Genomic DNA, 18,350 nt, shown 5'->3' on the forward strand with positions numbered 1-18,350 from the left:
GACCTTCAAGAAAGCTGTGTAAAGTCGCCAATCTGTCTCATGGCTTCTCCGAGTACCATGGCGCCGGCCAGCGCGACATTGATCGAGCGCAAACCGGGGCGCATCGGAATGCGCACGCGCAGATCGGCCAGGTCGGCCACGTCATCGGGCACGCCGGCGCTTTCGCGGCCGAGCAACAGCACGTCGCCGGGCGCGTAGGTGGCGGCATAGGCCGAGCCCGAGGCCTTGGTGGTCAACAGGACCAGCCGCCGGCCTTCCTGCTGCTGCCAGGCGCGAAACGCGGCGAAGCTGGCATGCTCCACCAGGGCCGCGCGATCCAGATAATCCATGCCCGAACGGGCCAGATTGCGCTGGCTGATGGCGAATCCGGCCGGGTGGATGACATGAACCGGAACCCCCATGCAGGCGCCCAGCCGCAGCAACGTGCCGGTATTGGCGGCGATGTCGGGCTGGTAGAGGGCGAGGTCGATGGCCAATATGCTTGCTCCGCACCAGATGAAGCGCCCGGAATCCGGGCCCGGCTTGGGTATAGTGTCGCACTTGCGCACTGTCACGGTGCGCGCACTGGACAAGTTCGGATGACAGTGCAAAAAGGACGCTACCTGACGGGCCGCTTGAGGGCGGCCGGCGGATCGATTCTGCATATGCGGACGAGCACGCCGGAGCCGGCCCCGTCATTTGTGCATCGTACGGGGATACGGACCTTGGCCACGCAAGCAGAACACTCATCCACGAACCGGCGGGACTTTCTCTATGTCGCCACGGGCGCCGTCGGCGCCGTTGGCGCCGCAGCCGTGGTCTGGCCCTTGATCAACCAGCTCAATCCGGACGCCTCGACCCTGGCCCTGGCGACCATCGAGTTCAATGTGGGCGCCATTCCCGAAGGGCAGTCGGTGACCATTACCTGGCGCGGCCTGCCGGTTTTCGTGCGGCACCGCACGGCGGCCGAGATCGAGGAAGCTAAGGCGGTCCCGCTGAGCGAGCTCAAGGATCCCGAGACCGACGAGCAGCGCACCAAGCCGGGCCACGAGCAATGGCTGATCATGATCGCCAATTGCACGCATCTGGGCTGCGTCCCGGTCGGCGAATCCGGCGATTTCGATGGCTGGTTCTGCCCGTGCCACGGCTCGCACTACGACACGGCCGGCCGTATCCGTCGCGGTCCCGCGCCACTGAACCTGGTCGTGCCGCCTTATGAATTCATCAGCGATACGCTGGTCCAGATCGGTTAGTGGGGGCTTTTCCGATGTCCGAACATTCTACCTATACCCCGGGAAATGCCGTCGAGAAGTGGCTCGATGACCGCCTGCCGGTCGTCCGCTTCGCCAAAGAGCACCTGATGGACTTCCCCACGCCGAAGAACCTCAATTACTGGTGGACCTTCGGCGCCATCCTGGTCATGTGCCTGGGCGTGCAGATCGTCACCGGCATCATCCTGGCCATGCATTACACGCCGAACGTGGCCATGGCCTTCGACTCGGTCGAGCATATCCGCCGCGACGTCAATGGCGGCCGCATCATCCAGGCCACCCACGCGGTGGGCGCCTCGATGTTCTTCGTGGCTCTCTATATCCATATGTTCCGCGGCCTGTTCTACGGCTCCTACAAGGCCCCCCGCGAAATCCTCTGGATCCTGGGCGTCGTCATCTTCCTGCTCACCACCGCCACCGCCTTCATGGGCTACATCCTGCCCTGGGGCCAGATGTCCTTCTGGGGCGCCACGGTGATCTCGAACATCTTCTCGGCCATTCCGCTGGTCGGCGAGAACATCAAGCAGCTGGTGCTGGGCGGCTTCGCCGTCGACAATCCGACGCTCAACCGCTTCTTCTCCCTGCATTACCTCCTGCCGTTCATCATCGCCGCCGTGGTGGTGCTCCATATCTGGGCGCTGCACGTGCCGGGCAATAACAACCCGGTCGGCGTCGAGGTGAAGGACAGCCGCGATACCGTTCCCTTCCATCCGTATTATACGATGAAGGACCTGTTCGGGATGGTGCTGTTCATGATCCCGTTCGCCTGGTTCGTGTTCTTCGCGCCGGACATCCTGGGTCACCCGGACAATTACATCATGGCCAACAGCCAGGTGACGCCGGCCCATATCGTGCCCGAATGGTATCTCCTGCCCTTCTACACGATCCTGCGCGCCATCGACTTCAACGTGCTGTTCATCGACTCCAAGCTCGGCGGCGTGATCGCCATGGGCGGCGCGATGGTCATGCTGCTGATCGTGCCGTGGCTCGATACGTCCAAGGTCCGTTCGGGCACGTTCCGCCCGCTGTTCAAGTGGTTCTACGCATTGTTCGTGCTCAACTTCATCGGCCTGATGTATCTGGGTGCGCAGCCGGCCGAGGGCATCTACACCACGCTCGCCAAGGTCTGCACCGCTTACTACTTCATCTACTTCCTGGTGGTGCTGCCGGTCTTGTCGCGGATCGAAACGCCCAAGCCGCTGCCGACATCCATCTCCGAGAGCGTTCTCGGCAAGGCTCACGCGTGATCGGGGTGACAATCATGTTCAAGAACAAGATCATCGTCGCCGCCCTGGCCGCCATCATGGGCCTGTCCGCCGCCGGTTCGGCCCAGGCCGCCGAAGCGGGTGCGCATCCGGAACGGGTCAATTGGAGCTTTGCCGGTATTTTCGGCACCTATGACCAGAACCAGCTGCAACGCGGCTTCCAGGTGTTCCGCGAAGTCTGCGCCAGCTGCCACGGCGCGCGCCTCATGGCCTTCCGCAACCTCAGCGAACCCGGTGGCCCGCGCTTCTCCGAAGAGCAGGTCAAGGCGCTGGCGGCCGAATATGACGTGGCCGATCCCACGGCCGAAGGCGGCATGCGCCCGGCCGTTGCGGCCGACCGCTGGCCCTCGCCCTTCGCCAATGATCAGGAAGCACGCGATGCCAATGGCGGCGCCCTGCCGCCGGACTTCTCGGTGCTGGCCAAGGCCCGCGGCGTCGCCGATCCGTTCCCGACCTGGATGTTCAACTACTTCACCGGTTATCAGGAAGGCGGCCCGGACTATATCCACGCGCTGCTCACCGGCTACCACGAGGATGTGCCCGAGACGGCGCCGGAAGGTTTCCAGCTCAGCCCCGGCCAGTACTACAACGATTATTTCCCCGGCCACGCCATCGGCATGGCCCCGCCGCTGGCGGACGGTCAGATCACCTATACGCCCGGCGAAGACGGCGTGACGGTGCCCGAGACGCTGGAGCAATATTCGACCGACGTTTCGGCCTTCATGATGTGGATGGCCGAGCCGCACCTGGTGAGCCGCAAGCAGACCGGTTTCGTGGTCCTGCTGTTCCTGGTGCTGTTCGCCGGCATGATGTACGCCACCAAGCGCAAGCTCTGGGCCGGTATCGAGCACTGACCTCCGGCCGCTTCGCGGCAAAATCGCCCCAGTGGGGCGATTTTAGGAGGTCAGGCCCGAAGAGCTATGCTCGCAGGGCATGCACCGAGCCTCCGGTTGAGGTCAGGCCCGAAGAGCTATGCTCGCAGGGCATGCACTGAGCCCCGGTAAATTCAAGAGGCCCTTCGGGGCCTCTTTCGTTTGCAGCGAAATGGGTGCCGCGCAATGGCGTGAAGCCCTTGCCAAGCGGCGCCGTTGCCACGATATTCGCCTCATTCCGGTGTTGGAGGGAATGCGATGTCCGCTATTCGCCTGGCCGTTACCGTGGTCAGCACTGCTCTTGCCGTCAGCCGCCATCCGGCGGTGCGGGCGGGCGTGCAGGCCGTGGTCAACAATCCCAAGGCGCGCGAGACCGCGATCACCACCACACGCAACGCCGCCTATAATGCCGGCGTCCTGGCCCGGCATCTGCTCGGCCGCAACAAATCCTGATCCTTCACGCATCTCAAGGCCATCGATGTCGCTCGACCTGAAGTCGCTCGTCCGCACGATCCCGGACTATCCCAAAAAGGGCATTCTGTTCCGGGACATCACCACGCTGATCGAGCATCCCGAAGGGTTCAGGGACAGCGTCGAGCGGATCGCCGCCGCCTATCGCGGGCAGGGCATCACCCATGTGGCGGGCATCGAGGCGCGCGGCTTCATCTTCGGGGCGGGCGTGGCCATCGCGCTGGGCACCGGCTTCGTGCCGATCCGCAAGAAGGGCAAGCTGCCCGGGGAGACCATCGGGCAGAATTACGCGCTGGAATATGGCGTGGATACGATCGAAATCCATGCCGACGTGGTCGGGCCCGGGCACAAGGTGCTGCTGGTCGACGACCTGATCGCCACGGGCGGCACCGCGATCGCTGCCGCGGGGCTGCTGCGGCGCACCGGCGCGCTGTGCGACAATGCCGCCTTCGTCATCGACCTGCCCGATATCGGCGGCGCCGCCAAACTGGAAGCCGAAGGTGTCCGGGTCACTTCATTGATGGCCTTCGAGGGGCATTAGGGGCGCCCTTCGACGGCAGTGTTTACTTTGGACGCTTTATAGTGCGCAGAGACCTCGGCTCCTTCCCACCCTCCCCCTTGAGGGGAGGGTAGCGCAGCTTGGCTCCTTGGAGCCTAGCAGAGCTGGGGAGGGGGTGTCGGAGGCAGCCGCGAAGGCGCCGTTTTCCTGAAGCCGCAGCACCCCCACCCGAGCGTCGCTAAGGTCCTGCGGACCAAAGCTCTGCTTGCCCTCCCCTCAAGGGGGAGGGTGACCAAGAGCCGATAGGTCAGCAGGAGTACGAGCGTCCAAAGTGAACACTGCCTCCTTCGACGGGCTCAGGTCTACTGGTATTGCATCTTAGGGGCGGGTATCCATCATCGCGGCCCGCCTGCTACCAATTGTTCCGCCCGTCCATTTGCTCGACCGTGACCTTGGACCAGTCGAGATCGTCGACCAGGTTGAGGTTGACCGCATAGACGCGGTCGACCGGCATGGCATTGGGATTGCCATCCTTGGGCGTGCCGTCGGCATTGTACATCGAGGCCCAATCGGGTGAATCGCCCCAGGTCTGCATGCCGCATTTGCTGCAGAAATGATGGTTGTTCATGCCGCTGGGCGAATAGACCGCATCGGCGTCCTGCGAGAGGAATTGCAATTGGCCCGGCTGGTAATAGGCCCAGACGGCGCCGGTGCGGGCGCAATAGCTGCAATTGCAGGATTTGGCCGCGCTCGGATGCTCGGGCAGGGCGATGCGGGTGGCGCCGCAATGGCAGGTGGCGGTGAGGGTCATGGGGCAAACTCCGATTGGCTTGCACCACCCTTGCCATTGCGCGCTGACAGCTCATGTCAGCACGGGTCAAATGGCGCCGGTCAGGCCGCCATGGCTTCGCGGCGGTCCACCAGGCAGAACTGGTTGCCTTCGGGATCGCGCATCACTGTATAAGTGGGCAGGACGCGGTCGACGCTGGCGCCGGCCTGCTTGAGCTTTTCGACCTCGGCGGCGCGGTCGGCCACCTCCACGTCGAAATGCACCCGATTATTGTCGGGGCGCTGGCCGTCGACATTCTGGAAGCAGAGCGAGGGGCCGGGCCCATCGACCATCAGGGTGGTCGGCTCGCTCGGGTCGATACCCAGGGCCTGGCTCAGGGCCGCGCTGGTCATGTCCGGCTGCCGGACGGCATAGCCTTCCAGCAGTTCGGCCCAGAACTGGGCCAGGATTTTCGGTTCCTCGCAGTCGAAGACGATTTCGTGGATGGCACCCATCTGCCGATCTCCTCATGTCGTTCTGCGATTTGGTTAACGGGAAATTGCGGCAAGAAAGGTGCAAGGGGCCGGACGCGGTGCCGGCCCCCTTTTATGGGCCTGAAGGGCGCGGTTTCAGGCGGCCGGGCAGGGTGCGGCGACGGGGCAAGCGGGCTTGCCACCCAATTGCGCCTGGCCGGCCAGCACGGTGCCCAGGGCGAGAAAGCCGGCAATGACCGAGACCCAGAAGCCGTTATGGGCGCCATAGGTGTCCACCACCCAGCCGGCGGTGAAGGCGCCGAAGGCCATGCCGATGCCGATCCCGGTCATTACCCAGGTGATCCCTTCGGTCAGCATGGCGGCGGCCACCCGCCGCTCGATGAGTCCGAAGGCGGTGATGAAGGTGGGCGAGATCGCCACGCCGCTGACAAAGATCGCGAAGGCGAGGAGCGGAATGGTGGTGACGAAGAGCAGGGGGATGGCCGTGACGGCGACCGTGCCGATGGCTATGGCCAATTGCCGGTGGAGCGGCATGGCGATGTTCATCGCGCCGACGATGAGCCCGACCACGAAGGAGCCCGCCGCATAGACGCCGATGACCATGCCGGCCGCGCCCGGTTCGCCGAGCGATTCGGTGATGGCCACGGCGCTGACTTCGGCGGTGGCGAAGATCATGCCGACAAAGACCAGGGCCAGGGTGATGATCTGCACCGGGCGCTGCCTTATGGCCGAGCCGTTCGAAATCGGCATGGCCGGGCCGCGCGCTGGCTCGGTGGAGCGCTGGGCGATGAAGGCGAGGCTGCCGATGGCCAGGGCGGCCGTGCTCGCCATCATGCCGGCTTCGGGAAACAGCGACACGCTGAGCCCGACCGAAAGCGAGGCGCCGGCGATATAGACCAGTTCGTCCGCCGCCGATTCGAAGGCGAACGCGGTATTGAGCTCGGGGCGGTTGCGGAACAGCGCGCTCCAGCGGGCCCGGATCATGGCCGGATAGCTGGGCATGATGGCGGCGGCCAGCGCCGTCGCATAGAGGGTCCAGACCGGCCAGTCCTGGTTGACCGAGAGGATGAGCAGGGAAAAGGCGATGACCGAAACCAGCGTGGTGGGCAGCAGCACTGCGCTTTGCCCCACGCGGTCCACGACACGGGAGATTTGCGGGGCGATCAGCGCATTGGCCAGCGCATAGGTGGCCGATACCGCGCCGGCCAGCCAATATTCGCCATGGGCCTGCGAGAGCATGGCGACGATGCCGATAGGCGCCATGGCCATGGGCATGCGGGCCAGGAAGCCGGCGGCCGCGAAGCCCTTGGCGCCTTTGGCGCGAAAAATCTCGGAATAGGGGTTGGGCATGTCAAAATCCTCGACATTTACAGCACCGCGACCTATCTGAGTTCATACGCGGCGTATGCGAATGCGTAGACACATACGCTTCGTATGTCAATTCACATACGAAGCGTATGTCAGTGAGGTGTCATGGCAGGCAAGACCAGAAGCGAGATGATCGCCGAGACGCGGGCGAAATTGCTGGCGGCGGGGCGCAAGGCCTTTGCCGAGATCGGCTATGCGCAGGCATCGATGGACGATTTCACCGCCAAGGCCGGCCTGACGCGCGGCGCGCTCTACCACCATTTCGGGGACAAGAAGGGCCTGTTCGAAGCCGTTGTCTCGCAGATCGATGCCGAAATGACGGTCCGCCTGAAGGAGCGGGCGGCCAAGGCGCCGGATGCCTGGGAAGCGTTCATACAGGACGGGATCGGCTATATCGAAATGGCGCTGGAGCCGGAGATCAGTCGGATCGTCCTGCGGGACGGCCCGGCAATATTGGGCGACCCGGCCAGCTGGCCGACCACGAATGGCTGTATCACCGCCATCAGGGAAGGCCTCGACCGGTTACTTGCGCAAGGCCTCGTCGTGGACATGGATACCGAGGCGACGGCGCGCATGCTGGCCGGGGCATCGAGCTATTGCGCGACATGGATCGCCAATTCCGAAGATCCCCCGCAAGCTGTCGAACGCGCCTGCGCCGGATATCGCCGCCTTGTCGAAGGCTTGCGGCGCGCGCAATCCGGACGGGACTAGCCGCCGCCATCGGCGACGGCCCTTGCCGGCCCCGGCCGAAGCCGGGGCCGTTGGTGTCAGGGACTTTTGCTGCGGGCGAGCAGGGTCTGGAGCGGCGGCAGCGCGTCCTTTTCCCGCCGGGGCTGGGCCGCATGCGGGGTTTCGATCCTGCTTGGCGGCAATGGCTTGCCGTGGCGCGGCACATTGCCGTTGTGGCGGATGGGCAGCGGACGCTGGAACTGGTTCTTGGGCATGAGGAAAATCCTTCCCGCCCGGCAGGGGGCTGCGGGCTGGCTGCAATGAAACAGGCGCGGAAAGCCGCGCGGTGAAGCGGTTTTGGGAGGACGCCGGGGATGGGCAGGAAACGAGGTCGCCGGCTCAAGCCGGATAGGCACCTGATCTGTCGATCTCGCCGAACTGCGCAGCCGATATAAGCCGGTCACGCGCAAGGCGCGGAACGGCAAAAGGTCGGGCGTCCGGGGCGAGTTCTCAGTTCATTTCGGTGCGAACCTCCATAGATATGGGCGGACCATAGACAGGCAAAAGGGCCGGCGTCAACCGCCGGCCCTTTCCGAATTGCGCTCGCAGATGCCGCTTAGGGCTCCAATTGGCCCGTCTTGGGGTCCTCTTCGGCGCTGATATTGGGCTCGTTGCGGGTCTTCCACAGCGAGTACAGCACGCCACCGGCCAGGATCGAGATGGTCACCACCAGCGAGAGCAGGGTGTCGATGTGGATATGCAGCGGCACGAGGAAGATCTTGATGCCGATGAGCACCAGGATGATCGCCAGCGAGATCTGCAGGTAGCGGAAGCGGTTCATCGCCGCGGCCAGCGCGAAATAGAGCGCCCGCAGGCCGAGAATGGCGAAGATATTGGAGGTGTAGACGATGAAGGTGTCCTGCGTCACCGCGAAGACGGCCGGCACCGAGTCGACGGCGAAGATCAGGTCGACGATCTCGACCATGATCAGGGCCACGGCCAGCGGGGTCAGCCACAGGACGACCTTGCCGGTCTTGGGATCGGGCTCGCGGACGGTGAAATTGCGGCCGCGCAGCGTATTGGTGATGCGGAAGCGCTTGCGCAGGAATTTCAGGATCTTGTTGTCGTCCATGTTCGGCTCATCGTCGGAATGGCTGAACATGCGGATGCCGGTGAACACCAGGAAGGCGCCGAAGAAGAACAGGACCCAGTTGAAATTGTTGACCAGGGCGGCGCCCACGCCGATCAGCACGGCGCGGAACAGGATCACGCCGAGAATACCCCAGAACAGCACGCGGTGCTGGTAGAGCCGGGGAATGCCGAGGAAGCCGAATATGGTGGCGATGACGAACATGTTGTCCATCGCCAGCGATTGCTCGATCAGGTAGCCGGTATAGAATTCCAGGCCCGCCTGTGCGCCGCGCTGGAACCAGACCCAGGCGCCGAAGGCCAGGGCAATACAGACATACATGCCATAGAGCAGCAGGCTCTCCTTGGCTTCGATCTCATGCTCATCCCGATGCAGGATGCCAAGGTCGAAGACAAGCAGGCCGATCACGATCGAAATGAACGCGATCCAGAAATAGACGGGTGTACCCAGAAAATCGCCCGATAGGGCGGCAACAAGCGATTCCATCGCCGGACCTTCTCCATGAAAAGTTGGAGCAGTTCCGACATCGCCATAGCAAGGGGCTATGACCAGAGGGGCCCGGCACTGCCCCATGAAAATGCGCGAATTGCCGGAAAGTTTCAACCCCCCGCTGCCGCGGCATTGCGCGGTCGGCCTTTGGAGACGTAACGTGCAGCCATGAACCTGTTGGCTGCTTCAACCCTGCTGGCCCTGACGGCCTCGCCTGTTCTGGCCTGTAACGAGGCGCTGTTCGTGCGCCTCGATGCGCCGCCGGGAACCGAACCCGGCGTTTCTATTGACGTCACTGAAATCGGCTCGACCGAGGGCGGGGAATGGCAAATCTGGCCGGACGAAGCCGGCTCGGTCGAAATGGTTCGTGTCGATTACGGCGAGATGGGGCGATCGGCGTCCCGGCTGGTGGTGGTCGCGCCCGATGCCTATGCCATTACCACGACAGAGTTCAGCTATTCGGCGCCCATCTATGTCTCCGGGGCGTCCACGATCCGGCAGGAGACGGACATCTTCGTCTTCTGCGAGGGGCGGCTCCATCTGCCGGGTGAGGGTTTTGGGGTTTCCGAATCTTATGCCGCCAAGGCGCGCGAGGCGCTGGCCGTGTTCGACGCCGCCGAGATTGCCGAACATCTCCCGGAAATGATGCGCTGAGCGTCCGGAACCGCGAGGCGGCAGATATGAAACCGGCCAGGGCCAATCGACATTCAGTGTTCCACCGAATTTGGTGAGCCCCGATCTGCACCCTCCCCCTTGAGGGGAGGGCCGGGGTGGGGGTGCTGGACTGTCCGCCGACTCAACGGGGGTATAAGCGCTTGATGGTTCAGAACCCCCACCCTAACCCTCCCCTCAAGGGGGAGGGGACTGGATCGGGGCTCTCGATCCACTTGGCAAATCTTGAATGTCGATTCAGGCTATCGCGGCGTGCAGAGCATGACGATGGCTTCGGGCGTTTCCATTTGCAGGGCCACGCCGTGGGTCGGGTCGTTCACCACGCGGACGGCCTGGACATTGCCCTTGGCCCGCAGATTGCCGTCATTGAGGCCGACGCCGTCCTGGTAGGGGGTCAGCGTGCCCGAGCCCGAATTGGGATCGCCGGCGGCGCGGGCGGCCCAGCCATAGGCCTGGCCATAGAGGGTGAGGATGCCGACGCGCTCGGTACTGGCGTCGCGGCAGCTCCAATTACCCTGATAGACCTGGGCCAGGGCAGGGGCTGCGGAAAGGGCGGTGAGGGCGAGGGCAAGGGCGAATCGGCGCATGCAGGCAGAGTGCCGATGCGCCGGAGCGGTTTCAAGAGCCGCGCCGGATCAGTTTCCCGAGAACAGGCACTCTGGTGAGGGCGAGCAACAGTGTCAGCCGCCAGGGCATGCGATAATCGCGCAGCTTGGAAAAGCCGACCAGGTCGGCCTCGTAGACCAGGTCGCCATGCTGGTTGGTGGCGGTGAGCCGGTTGAACAGTAGGCCCCAGCCGGGAATGGAATTGGAACGGCGCTTGTCGGTCACCACCAATTGGTAGGTCACCGTATCGCCGGGGCGCACCGGGGCCTTGAAGTCCATGGAATTGACGCCGGGGGAGGGGCCCGAAACGCCCGGCTCCTGGCCGAGGCCGCGCAGGCGCTCTTCCTCGGCGAAGAGCGCATCGACCATCTTGCGATGCCCCACGCTCACCGTGTGCCAGCCCGAGGCGATCAGGCCGCCGAAATGGCTGTGTTTGGCCAGGTCCGGATCGGTGTGGAAATATTGCGGATCATAGGCCCGGCCGAAGCGGATGATTTCCTCGGCGCTGAAAGTGTGGCTGCCCAGGGGAAAGGGTTCGTCGATGACGATGTCCTCGAACCAGCGGGTCATGCCGGGGCTCCCGGGTCGCGGCATTCCACCAGATTGGCCAGCCGCATGGTCAGCACCGGCTTGCCGTGCTGGTTGCGCATGTCGAAATCGAGGGTAACGATGCCCCATTGCGGATGGCTGGACGAACGGCGGAGCTCGGCAATGGTCACCGTGCCGCCGATAATGTCGCCCACCATGACCGGGTTCTTCCATTTGAGATTGCGGAAGCCGAGGCCGCCGCAGGACGCGATCTTGGACAGGAAATTATCCACCAGCATGCGCAGGCTGAGCGCGCCGGTCTGCCAGCCGCTGGATGCCAGCCCGCCCAGCAGGCTCGCCTTGGCGGCGTCTTCGTCGAGATGGAAGGGGAGGGGGTCGAATTCGCCGGCAAAGGTGGTGATCATCTCGCGGCTGACCTGGGTCTTGCCCAGGTCGATGACTTCGCCGGGCGAAAGATCCTCGAAATGGCGCCGATCTTTGGTGACGGGATTGGTCATTCGCTTGCCCTATGCGTCAACTGGCTTTTCGCATGCAGGTCGGGAGAGGGCAAGGGCGGGTTTGTCGCAGCCGGGGCCCGACAAAAAAGGAGCCCGCCGGGGGGCGGGCTTTCTTTTTAGGCCTCGTGAGGCGTATTTGCGGGAATATCTAGGCCGCTTTCGGCATATTCCCTGAGCTTGTTCCGCATCGTCCTGATGGAAATTCCCAGGAGATGAGCGGCATGCGTGCGGTTTCCTTCGGTCTGTCGCAGCGTTGCCAGGATCAGGCCCCGTTCCACTTCCGCCACCGGCAGACCCACCAGGGCTTCAGCAGCATTCAGGTCCGGCTTGAAGTGATTCATGTCGATCGCTTTCTATCCTTGGTCCACTCCGTATTTTCCCAAACCAATGCCATAAGGGTGGTCCCCAATGGTTAATGCACTATTAACGATGTGCCGGCGGCCGGTGGCGATTGCCGGGGAGCGGGCGCGCCGGGCGGGCGGCAAACATTGACATCGGCGCCGATCCGACCCAATTGGAGCCCAAGCATTTCCCGGAGACACCCATGGGCTTCAAGATGGGCATTGTCGGCCTGCCGAATGTCGGCAAGTCGACGCTTTTCAACGCATTGACCCGCACTGCCGCCGCGCAGGCCGCCAATTTCCCGTTCTGCACCATCGAGCCCAATGTGGGCGAGGTGTCGGTGCCCGATCCGCGGCTGGAAAAGCTGGCGGCCATCGGCAAGTCGGTCAATGTGCTGCCTGCCCGCATGAGTTTTGTGGATATTGCCGGCCTGGTGAAGGGCGCCAGCCAGGGCGAGGGCCTGGGCAACCAGTTCCTGGCCAATATCCGCGAGACCGACGCCATTGCCTATGTGCTGCGGTGCTTCGAGGATTCCAACGTCATCCACGTTTCCAACAAGGTCGATCCGCTGGCCGATGCCGACGTGGTGGAAACCGAATTGATGCTGGCGGACCTGGAAAGCCTGGAAAAGCGCCGTCCGGGCGTCGAGAAGAAGGCCAAGGGCAATGACAAGGAAGCCAAGGCGACGCTGGAGCTGATCGACCGCGCCCTGGCGGTGCTGCGCGAGGGCAAGTCGGCGCGCTTCGTCAAGCGCGATCCCGAGGAGGAAAAGGCCTTCCGCGAGCTGCAATTGCTGACCAGCAAGCCGGCGCTCTATGTCTGCAATGTCGACGAGGGCTCGGCGGCCACCGGCAATGCGCTGAGCCGGCTGGTCGAGGACTATGCCAAAACCAACGATGCCGGCGTGGTGGTCATTTCGGCGGAAATCGAGAGCCAGCTCGCCCAGCTCTCCGATGCCGAACAGGCCGAATATCTGGATTCGCTCGGGCTCGAGCAACCGGGCCTCAACCGGCTGATCCGCGCCGCCTACGATCTTCTGAACCTGCAGACCTATTTTACCGTCGGCCCCAAGGAAACCCGCGCCTGGACCATCCACAAGGGCGACAAGGCCCCACAGGCGGCCGGCGTCATCCATACCGATTTCGAGCGCGGCTTCATCCGCGCCCAGACCATCGGCTATGACGATTTCGTCGCCCTGGGCGGCGAGCAGGGCGCCAAGGAAGCCGGCAAGGCCCGCGACGAAGGCAAGGACTACGTCGTCAAGGACGGCGACGTGATGCTGTTCAAGTTCAACGTTTAGGGGGGCACCTCCGAAGCTGTTCTCGGGCTTACTCCGAGGGCTGTTCCTCCACCCATATTCGCCTCGAAGACCTCATGGTGAGCCTGTCGAACCACGAGGTCGGGGCACGCCGAAAGCTGAGTGCCACGACCTCGCCCTTCGACGGGCTCAGGATGAGGTCTACTTGGGGTTCGGCCATCTCCATGGGCGCATGCAAAATGCCCCATTCGTCCTGCCAGATCGCCTCGTCCTCCAGCCAGACGAACAGGCCGCGCAGGTCGCATTGGGTCAGCGCCAGGCTGGCCCGGAACAGCGCCAGGTCGGGATCGGTGACTGATGTCTCCTCGTCCCGGCCGACACGCAGGGCGGCGCGGATATGCCCGCCCTCCCGCCACATGCGGATGAGCGCCGAATCGGGGAGAACCTCGGCTGTGTCGGCGACCTGTCGGTAATTTTCCCGCATGGCGGCACCAATGGATTGCCATGCCAGCCTGGACATTTGTGGTTAAGCGGCGGAAAAGCCCGTTGCCCGGGCCATTGCGTATGAATTGTTCGAGTTCTGCGTGTTCCCCCGCATCCGGCGCCGCCGCTTTCCCGGTCAACATATCTTAGAAATCCGGAAAAATGGCCGAGTAATTCGGATTGCTTCACCGGGGCCAGGCGCTAAGCATAGGGCCAATGCGGCTGGAGGAGCCGCTGGCCGCAAGGCCCTGTTCGGAGCATTTCATGGCAAACCCCAAGATCACCTTCATCGGCGCGGGCTCGTCGGTGTTCATGAAGAACATTGTCGGCGACATCCTGCAACGCCCGGCCCTGGCCGGCGCGGAAATCCGCCTGATGGACATCAATCCGACGCGGCTGGAAGAAAGCGCCGTCATTGCCGGCAAGCTGATTTCCACCCTGGGCGTTGCCGCAACGGTGAAAACCTTCGACAACCAGCGCCAGGCGCTGGACGGCACCGATTTCGTCGTCGTCTGCTTCCAGATCGGCGGCTACGAGCCCTCGACCGTGATCGATTTCGACGTGCCGAAAAAGTACAATCTGCGCCAGACCATCGCCGATACGCTGGGCGTGGGCGGCATCATGCGCGGCCTGCGCACCGTGCCGCATCTGTGGAGCATCTGCGAGGACATGCTGGAGGTCGCCCCCCGGGCGATCATGCTGCAATATGTCAATCCCATGGCCATCAATACCTGGGCCATTGCCGAGAAATATCCGACCATCCGGCAGGTCGGTCTCTGCCATTCGGTGCAGGGCACGGCCCATGAACTGGCCAACGATCTGGGCATTGCCTACGAGGATATCCGCTACCGCTCGGCCGGCATCAACCACATGGCCTTCTTCCTCAATTTCGAACAGCGCCAGCCGGACGGCTCCTATCGCGATCTCTATCCCGAGCTGCACCGCGCCTATCGCGAAGGCCGCGCGCCCAAGCCGGGCTGGAACCCGCGCTGCCCCAACAAGGTGCGCTACGAGATGATGACGCGGCTGGGCTATTTCGTCACCGAAAGCTCCGAGCATTTCGCCGAATATACGCCCTATTTCATCAAGGAGGGCCGCGAGGACCTGATCGAGAAATACGGCATTCCGCTGGACGAATATCCCAAGCGCTGCATCGAGCAGATCGCCTCCTGGAAGCGCACCAGCGAGGAATATCGCAATGCCGACCGCATCGAGGTCAAGGCGTCCAGGGAATATGCCAGCTCCATCGTCAATTCGGTCTGGACCGGCGAGCCTTCGGTGATCTACGGCAACCTGCGCAACAATGGCGTCATCACCAGCCTGCCCGACGCGGCGGCGGTGGAAGTGCCGTGCCTGGTCGACGACAATGGCCTGCAACCCACCTATATCGGTGACTTGCCGCCCCAGCTCACCGCGCTGATGCGCACCAATATCAATGTGCAGGAACTCACCGTGCGGGCCCTGGTCGAGGAAAAGCGCGAGCATATCTACCACGCCGCCATGATGGACCCGCATACGGCGGCCGAGCTGGACCTGGACCAGATCTGGAGCCTGGTGGACGACCTCATCGCCGCTCATGGCGCCATGCTGCCGGAATGGGCGCGTGGCACGCAAACGGCGCAGGTGGCCTAAGACCCACGCCCTTGCCGACACAGAAACCACCCGGCGGCGGCCGGGTGGTTTTTTGCCTTGGCGGGGTGGGAGCAGCTTTTGGGGCGATCATCCGCTTGCCGCCGCAAAGGCGTCGAGTTGACGGACAGTCCGGCACGCCGTAACAATCGGCCCATGATGATGGAAAACGGCATGATCGTAGTAGGTGCGCGCATGGGCATGGCAGAATAGCTGCCGGGCGAAAGCACCCATGCGCGGAGAAATGAGCCCCTCATAGGGGCTTTTTTATTGCCTCGTCCTCCACACATGAATTGGCTTTGATCATGCCCGGGTCATCCGCATCTCCTCGCCTCTCCACGTTGATCCTTCTGTCGGCACTCGCGATCCTGCCGATCAACGTCTTCCTTCCGTCCCTGCCCCAAATGGCCGACGAATTTGGCGTCGATTATGGACTGATGGGGCTTTCGCTGGCGGCCTATGCAATTGTGTCGGCATGCCTTCAGCTAATTGTGGGCCCGCTTTCGGACCGGTTTGGCCGCCGGCCCGTGATCCTTGGGGCGCTGGCGATATTCATCGCGGCGACCATAGGGTGCGCCGTGGCGCAGGATGCATGGACCTTTCTGGCCTGCCGCATGGCGCAGGCCGTCATCGCTCCAACCTATGGCGTGTCGCTGGCTGCGGTCCGTAACTCGACCAGCCGGGAACAGGCCGCAGGCAAGTTCGGCTATATCGCCATGGCATGGGCTATTGCACCCATGCTCGGCCCCACCTTGGGCGGTCTGATCGATCAGCTATTCGGCTGGAGGGCGACCTTCTCTGTTCTGGCGCTCCTGGGGGCGGCGGTTCTCGCCTTGTGTTGGACCGATCTGCGCGAAACGAACACGGCGCGGTCGAAGACCATGCGGGAGCAGTACAAGGCCTATCCCGAACTGCTGGGCTCCGGCCGGTTCCTGGCCTATTGCTTGTGCATGGCCTTTTCGGTTGGCGCCTTCTATGCCTTCCTGGCGGGTGCTCCGCTGACCGCCTCGGCCTTTGGTCTTTCGCCCGCGGTTCTCGGTCTCTATATGGGCTCCATTACCGGCGGCTTCATGCTCGGCAGTTTTCTGGCCGGGAGGCTCGCCGGCAATTTTCCGGAAGCCACCCTGCTGATTGCGGGAAGGGGCGTCGCCTGTGCCGGTCTCTTGCTCGGTATTGCCTTGCACTTTGCCGGCGTCGAGCATGTCGTGGCGGTGTTCGGGCCATGCCTTTTCGTCGGATTGTCGAACGGGTTGACGCAGCCCAGCGCCAACGCAGCGGCAATTTCGGTTCGCCCGGGGCAGACGGGAAGCGCCGCAGGCCTCGCCGGCGCGATCACCGTCGCCGGCGCGTCCATCATGGCCGCAATCGCAGGCGCCGTTTTGACGGAAGGCAACGCGCGGCCTGGCCTGCTCATGGTGATGCTGACCTCAGCGATTGCCGCCCTGGGTGCAGCCCTAGCTGCGCGCCATCTCGAAAATGGGAGGCTCGCCAGGACATAGGAGAATGTGCCGTGCCTTCTGCAATGGGCTCGCCTTCTGACCGACGGTTTCGGCATGGCAGGCTGTCATTCCGCTTGCATCCGGGATCTGGAGCCGCTGGACCTGGCCGGATCGATCAGGTCCCAAGGGTTGCCGTACAGGTCCTCGAATACGGCAACCGTCCCGTAGGGCTCCTGTCTTGGCTGCTCGCGGAACGCCACGCCCGCGGCCAGGTAGCGGGCATGGTCGCGGACGAAATCGTCCGTTTCGAGGAAGAGGAAGACCCGGCCGCCGGCCTGTCGTCCAATGGCGGCGGTCTGTTCCTCCCCGACGGCCTTGGCAAGAAGCAGCGATGCCTGGCTGCCTTCCGGGCCGACGACGACCCAGCGCTTCTCGTTCGACAATCTCGTGTCCTCCCTGAGCGCGAAGCCGAGCTTGCCGACGTAGAAGGCGATCGCCTCGTCGTAATCGCGCACCAGCAGCGATACGAGGGACAATCGGCGGTGTGCAATTGTCTCGTGCAGCGTCATTGGGGATCGACGCGGCTTTGGGCGGCTGCGTGCCGGATAAGGTCGTGGAGCAGTCCGGGCATCGCTTTGGTTGGCTGCAACAGGGGATCGTCGGAGCGCAGGTCCAGATAGATATCGATACAGGCCTCGATGGCCTTCCTGACGGACGAGGCATCGTGCTGGGCCATGGTTGCGGCCAGTTTTCCGTGCTCGTCCAGGCGAAGGGCCTCCAGTCGCCTGACGCCCCGCTGGTTCTTGCCGGCGCGGCGATAGAATAGCGGCCCCAGAACCTGTTCGCGGAAGAAGCCGAGCATGCCGATCGCTTCGTAGAGTTCGCCGCGAGCAAGCTTGGTGGCCGCATAATGCAGCCAGATCCAGGCCCGCGCCTCGAACCATTCCGAGGGCAGGTTGGGCCATGCGACATCTCCGGCCTGGATACGGGCTTCGATCTCCGCCCGGTCCCTGGCAAACAGGACTGCGCGCCGTTCGATCTGGTGATCGAGATCGGACATAAGGACGAATTTCAGATCGACGTGCAGAAGCGGCGGACCATAAAGGCAGATCAGCAGGCGCGGTTCCCCGACATGCTCGCCGGTAAAGGCGGTGATAAAATCGGGCAAGGCGCTGGCGAAAGCCAGTCGCGTCGCCATGACGTCGGCATAGCTTTCGTCATTGACGATGATGACGAAATCCAGGTCCGAATGTTCGTCCAGGCCGCCATGAATATATGAGCCACCGATCAGAAGCGCGCTGAATCGCGTGTCGGACGCCACCGCATTGCGGACGCGCTCCAGGACGGTGGCATGAGCTTGAGGAAGATTGCTGGGCATTTGATTCTCCTGGCCAGCACCTTAGAATAGAACAGACGGCGTGCCTGTCGCAACTGGTCCATGCCGGTTGACAGCCGTGATGAGGCCGCTTGCCGGCCTTACCCCTTCCGCATCTCGCAAAAAACTTATCCCCGCCCCCTGTGCCCGCCTTTATGCTCCGTCCATCCCCGCCGTCACGCGGCCCCCACGCAGGGTCGGGCG

The 18,350-nt window shown here is 63.5% G+C and carries 22 protein-coding genes and 1 pseudogene; 10 read left to right on the plus strand and 13 right to left on the minus strand.

Annotated features, from left to right (window positions below):
- Positions 1–5: 5 nt before the first annotated feature.
- Positions 6–470, minus strand: coding sequence for a tRNA (cytidine(34)-2'-O)-methyltransferase (locus A3840_RS19280; RefSeq protein WP_067454488.1), 465 nt, complete (start codon positions 468–470; stop codon positions 6–8).
- A gap of 234 nt (positions 471–704) precedes the next feature.
- Between A3840_RS19280 and petA the strand changes: the two genes are divergently transcribed.
- The 5 genes from petA (at position 705) to A3840_RS07845 (ending at position 4,399) form a co-directional block, all read left to right on the plus strand.
- On the plus strand, positions 705–1,232 hold the full coding sequence (gene petA, locus A3840_RS07825; protein ID WP_067454413.1) for a ubiquinol-cytochrome c reductase iron-sulfur subunit: 528 nt from the start codon (positions 705–707) through the stop codon (positions 1,230–1,232).
- A 14-nt stretch (positions 1,233–1,246) separates the two neighbouring features.
- The gene (locus A3840_RS07830; RefSeq protein ID WP_067454416.1) at positions 1,247–2,497 is read left to right on the plus strand and encodes a cytochrome b; all 1,251 of its coding nucleotides are present in this window, start codon (positions 1,247–1,249) and stop codon (positions 2,495–2,497) included.
- Between the two features lie 14 nt (positions 2,498–2,511).
- The gene (locus A3840_RS07835) at positions 2,512–3,369 is read left to right on the plus strand and encodes a cytochrome c1 (RefSeq protein WP_165603144.1); all 858 of its coding nucleotides are present in this window, start codon (positions 2,512–2,514) and stop codon (positions 3,367–3,369) included.
- A 276-nt stretch (positions 3,370–3,645) separates the two neighbouring features.
- Complete coding sequence (locus tag A3840_RS07840; RefSeq protein WP_067454419.1) at positions 3,646–3,840, plus strand: hypothetical protein; 195 nt, start codon at positions 3,646–3,648, stop codon at positions 3,838–3,840.
- Positions 3,841–3,865: 25 nt separating this feature from the next.
- Complete coding sequence (locus tag A3840_RS07845; RefSeq protein WP_067454422.1) at positions 3,866–4,399, plus strand: adenine phosphoribosyltransferase; 534 nt, start codon at positions 3,866–3,868, stop codon at positions 4,397–4,399.
- Between the two features lie 370 nt (positions 4,400–4,769).
- Here A3840_RS07845 and A3840_RS07850 read toward each other — a convergent pair whose 3' ends face one another.
- The 3 genes from A3840_RS07850 to A3840_RS07860 form a co-directional block, all read right to left on the minus strand.
- Complete coding sequence (locus A3840_RS07850; protein ID WP_067454424.1) at positions 4,770–5,168, minus strand: GFA family protein; 399 nt, start codon at positions 5,166–5,168, stop codon at positions 4,770–4,772.
- 80 nt (positions 5,169–5,248) lie between these two features.
- A complete protein-coding gene (locus A3840_RS07855; protein ID WP_067454427.1) occupies positions 5,249–5,641 on the minus strand; it encodes a VOC family protein in 393 nt (130 codons plus the stop codon).
- 114 nt (positions 5,642–5,755) lie between these two features.
- Complete coding sequence (locus tag A3840_RS07860) at positions 5,756–6,970, minus strand: MFS transporter (protein ID WP_067454430.1); 1,215 nt, start codon at positions 6,968–6,970, stop codon at positions 5,756–5,758.
- 123 nt (positions 6,971–7,093) lie between these two features.
- Between A3840_RS07860 and A3840_RS07865 the strand changes: the two genes are divergently transcribed.
- Positions 7,094–7,699, plus strand: a complete 606-nt coding sequence (locus A3840_RS07865) for a TetR/AcrR family transcriptional regulator (protein WP_067454433.1) — start codon at positions 7,094–7,096, stop codon at positions 7,697–7,699.
- Between the two features lie 56 nt (positions 7,700–7,755).
- Here A3840_RS07865 and A3840_RS19665 read toward each other — a convergent pair whose 3' ends face one another.
- The gene (locus A3840_RS19665; RefSeq protein ID WP_165603145.1) at positions 7,756–7,932 is read right to left on the minus strand and encodes a hypothetical protein; all 177 of its coding nucleotides are present in this window, start codon (positions 7,930–7,932) and stop codon (positions 7,756–7,758) included.
- Positions 7,933–8,273: 341 nt separating this feature from the next.
- Positions 8,274–9,293, minus strand: coding sequence for a TerC family protein (locus tag A3840_RS07870; RefSeq protein ID WP_067454436.1), 1,020 nt, complete (start codon positions 9,291–9,293; stop codon positions 8,274–8,276).
- 171 nt (positions 9,294–9,464) lie between these two features.
- Between A3840_RS07870 and A3840_RS07875 the strand changes: the two genes are divergently transcribed.
- Positions 9,465–9,950 (plus strand): hypothetical protein, encoded by a 486-nt coding sequence (locus A3840_RS07875; protein WP_067454439.1) that lies wholly within the window; start codon positions 9,465–9,467, stop codon positions 9,948–9,950.
- 260 nt (positions 9,951–10,210) lie between these two features.
- On the opposite strand, the gene A3840_RS07880 is transcribed toward A3840_RS07875, so the two are convergent.
- The 4 genes and pseudogenes from A3840_RS07880 to A3840_RS07895 form a co-directional block, all read right to left on the minus strand.
- Positions 10,211–10,555 (minus strand): hypothetical protein, encoded by a 345-nt coding sequence (locus tag A3840_RS07880; RefSeq protein ID WP_067454441.1) that lies wholly within the window; start codon positions 10,553–10,555, stop codon positions 10,211–10,213.
- Between the two features lie 31 nt (positions 10,556–10,586).
- A complete protein-coding gene (locus tag A3840_RS07885) occupies positions 10,587–11,144 on the minus strand; it encodes a MaoC family dehydratase (RefSeq protein WP_067454444.1) in 558 nt (185 codons plus the stop codon).
- Positions 11,141–11,620 (minus strand): MaoC family dehydratase, encoded by a 480-nt coding sequence (locus tag A3840_RS07890; RefSeq protein WP_067454448.1) that lies wholly within the window; start codon positions 11,618–11,620, stop codon positions 11,141–11,143. The genes A3840_RS07885 and A3840_RS07890 overlap by 4 nt, the downstream gene beginning before the upstream one ends.
- A gap of 116 nt (positions 11,621–11,736) precedes the next feature.
- Positions 11,737–11,925 (minus strand): annotated as a pseudogene (locus A3840_RS07895) (helix-turn-helix domain-containing protein); the annotation flags it as partial.
- 239 nt (positions 11,926–12,164) lie between these two features.
- Here A3840_RS07895 and ychF point away from each other — a divergent pair.
- Complete coding sequence (gene ychF, locus A3840_RS07900) at positions 12,165–13,262, plus strand: redox-regulated ATPase YchF (protein ID WP_067454497.1); 1,098 nt, start codon at positions 12,165–12,167, stop codon at positions 13,260–13,262.
- Between the two features lie 28 nt (positions 13,263–13,290).
- On the opposite strand, the gene A3840_RS07905 is transcribed toward ychF, so the two are convergent.
- Complete coding sequence (locus A3840_RS07905) at positions 13,291–13,740, minus strand: hypothetical protein (protein ID WP_067454454.1); 450 nt, start codon at positions 13,738–13,740, stop codon at positions 13,291–13,293.
- A 227-nt stretch (positions 13,741–13,967) separates the two neighbouring features.
- Between A3840_RS07905 and melA the strand changes: the two genes are divergently transcribed.
- Complete coding sequence (gene melA, locus A3840_RS07910; protein ID WP_067454500.1) at positions 13,968–15,335, plus strand: alpha-glucosidase/alpha-galactosidase; 1,368 nt, start codon at positions 13,968–13,970, stop codon at positions 15,333–15,335.
- A gap of 302 nt (positions 15,336–15,637) precedes the next feature.
- A complete protein-coding gene (locus tag A3840_RS07915) occupies positions 15,638–16,831 on the plus strand; it encodes a multidrug effflux MFS transporter (protein ID WP_067454505.1) in 1,194 nt (397 codons plus the stop codon).
- A gap of 65 nt (positions 16,832–16,896) precedes the next feature.
- On the opposite strand, the gene A3840_RS07920 is transcribed toward A3840_RS07915, so the two are convergent.
- Together A3840_RS07920 and A3840_RS07925 are read right to left on the minus strand one after the other, a co-directional pair.
- Positions 16,897–17,340 (minus strand): VOC family protein, encoded by a 444-nt coding sequence (locus A3840_RS07920; protein WP_067454455.1) that lies wholly within the window; start codon positions 17,338–17,340, stop codon positions 16,897–16,899.
- Positions 17,337–18,149, minus strand: a complete 813-nt coding sequence (locus tag A3840_RS07925; protein ID WP_067454458.1) for a hypothetical protein — start codon at positions 18,147–18,149, stop codon at positions 17,337–17,339. The genes A3840_RS07920 and A3840_RS07925 overlap by 4 nt, the downstream gene beginning before the upstream one ends.
- Positions 18,150–18,350 lie beyond the last annotated feature (201 nt).

Origin of the sequence: Devosia elaeis, assembly GCF_001650025.1 — a bacterium.
Lineage (GTDB): Bacteria > Pseudomonadota > Alphaproteobacteria > Rhizobiales > Devosiaceae > Devosia > Devosia elaeis.

Bases quoted from the DNA above. Each gene is read 5' to 3' on its own strand.
- A3840_RS07860 (WP_067454430.1), bottom strand. From the start codon at position 6,970: ATGCCCAACCCCTATTCCGAGATTTTTCGCGCCAAAGGCGCCAAGGGC.
- ychF (WP_067454497.1), top strand. From the start codon at position 12,165: ATGGGCTTCAAGATGGGCATTGTCGGCCTGCCGAATGTCGGCAAGTCG.
- A3840_RS07885 (WP_067454444.1), bottom strand. From the start codon at position 11,144: ATGACCCGCTGGTTCGAGGACATCGTCATCGACGAACCCTTTCCCCTG.
- A3840_RS07855 (WP_067454427.1), bottom strand. From the start codon at position 5,641: ATGGGTGCCATCCACGAAATCGTCTTCGACTGCGAGGAACCGAAAATC.
- A3840_RS07925 (WP_067454458.1), bottom strand. From the start codon at position 18,149: ATGCCCAGCAATCTTCCTCAAGCTCATGCCACCGTCCTGGAGCGCGTC.
- A3840_RS07920 (WP_067454455.1), bottom strand. From the start codon at position 17,340: ATGACGCTGCACGAGACAATTGCACACCGCCGATTGTCCCTCGTATCG.
- A3840_RS07865 (WP_067454433.1), top strand. From the start codon at position 7,094: ATGGCAGGCAAGACCAGAAGCGAGATGATCGCCGAGACGCGGGCGAAA.
- A3840_RS07830 (WP_067454416.1), top strand. From the start codon at position 1,247: ATGTCCGAACATTCTACCTATACCCCGGGAAATGCCGTCGAGAAGTGG.
- A3840_RS07890 (WP_067454448.1), bottom strand. From the start codon at position 11,620: ATGACCAATCCCGTCACCAAAGATCGGCGCCATTTCGAGGATCTTTCG.
- A3840_RS07845 (WP_067454422.1), top strand. From the start codon at position 3,866: ATGTCGCTCGACCTGAAGTCGCTCGTCCGCACGATCCCGGACTATCCC.
- A3840_RS07905 (WP_067454454.1), bottom strand. From the start codon at position 13,740: ATGTCCAGGCTGGCATGGCAATCCATTGGTGCCGCCATGCGGGAAAAT.
- A3840_RS07880 (WP_067454441.1), bottom strand. From the start codon at position 10,555: ATGCGCCGATTCGCCCTTGCCCTCGCCCTCACCGCCCTTTCCGCAGCC.
- A3840_RS07850 (WP_067454424.1), bottom strand. From the start codon at position 5,168: ATGACCCTCACCGCCACCTGCCATTGCGGCGCCACCCGCATCGCCCTG.
- A3840_RS19665 (WP_165603145.1), bottom strand. From the start codon at position 7,932: ATGCCCAAGAACCAGTTCCAGCGTCCGCTGCCCATCCGCCACAACGGC.
- A3840_RS07875 (WP_067454439.1), top strand. From the start codon at position 9,465: ATGAACCTGTTGGCTGCTTCAACCCTGCTGGCCCTGACGGCCTCGCCT.
- melA (WP_067454500.1), top strand. From the start codon at position 13,968: ATGGCAAACCCCAAGATCACCTTCATCGGCGCGGGCTCGTCGGTGTTC.
- A3840_RS07840 (WP_067454419.1), top strand. From the start codon at position 3,646: ATGTCCGCTATTCGCCTGGCCGTTACCGTGGTCAGCACTGCTCTTGCC.
- A3840_RS07915 (WP_067454505.1), top strand. From the start codon at position 15,638: ATGCCCGGGTCATCCGCATCTCCTCGCCTCTCCACGTTGATCCTTCTG.
- A3840_RS07870 (WP_067454436.1), bottom strand. From the start codon at position 9,293: ATGGAATCGCTTGTTGCCGCCCTATCGGGCGATTTTCTGGGTACACCC.
- A3840_RS07835 (WP_165603144.1), top strand. From the start codon at position 2,512: ATGTTCAAGAACAAGATCATCGTCGCCGCCCTGGCCGCCATCATGGGC.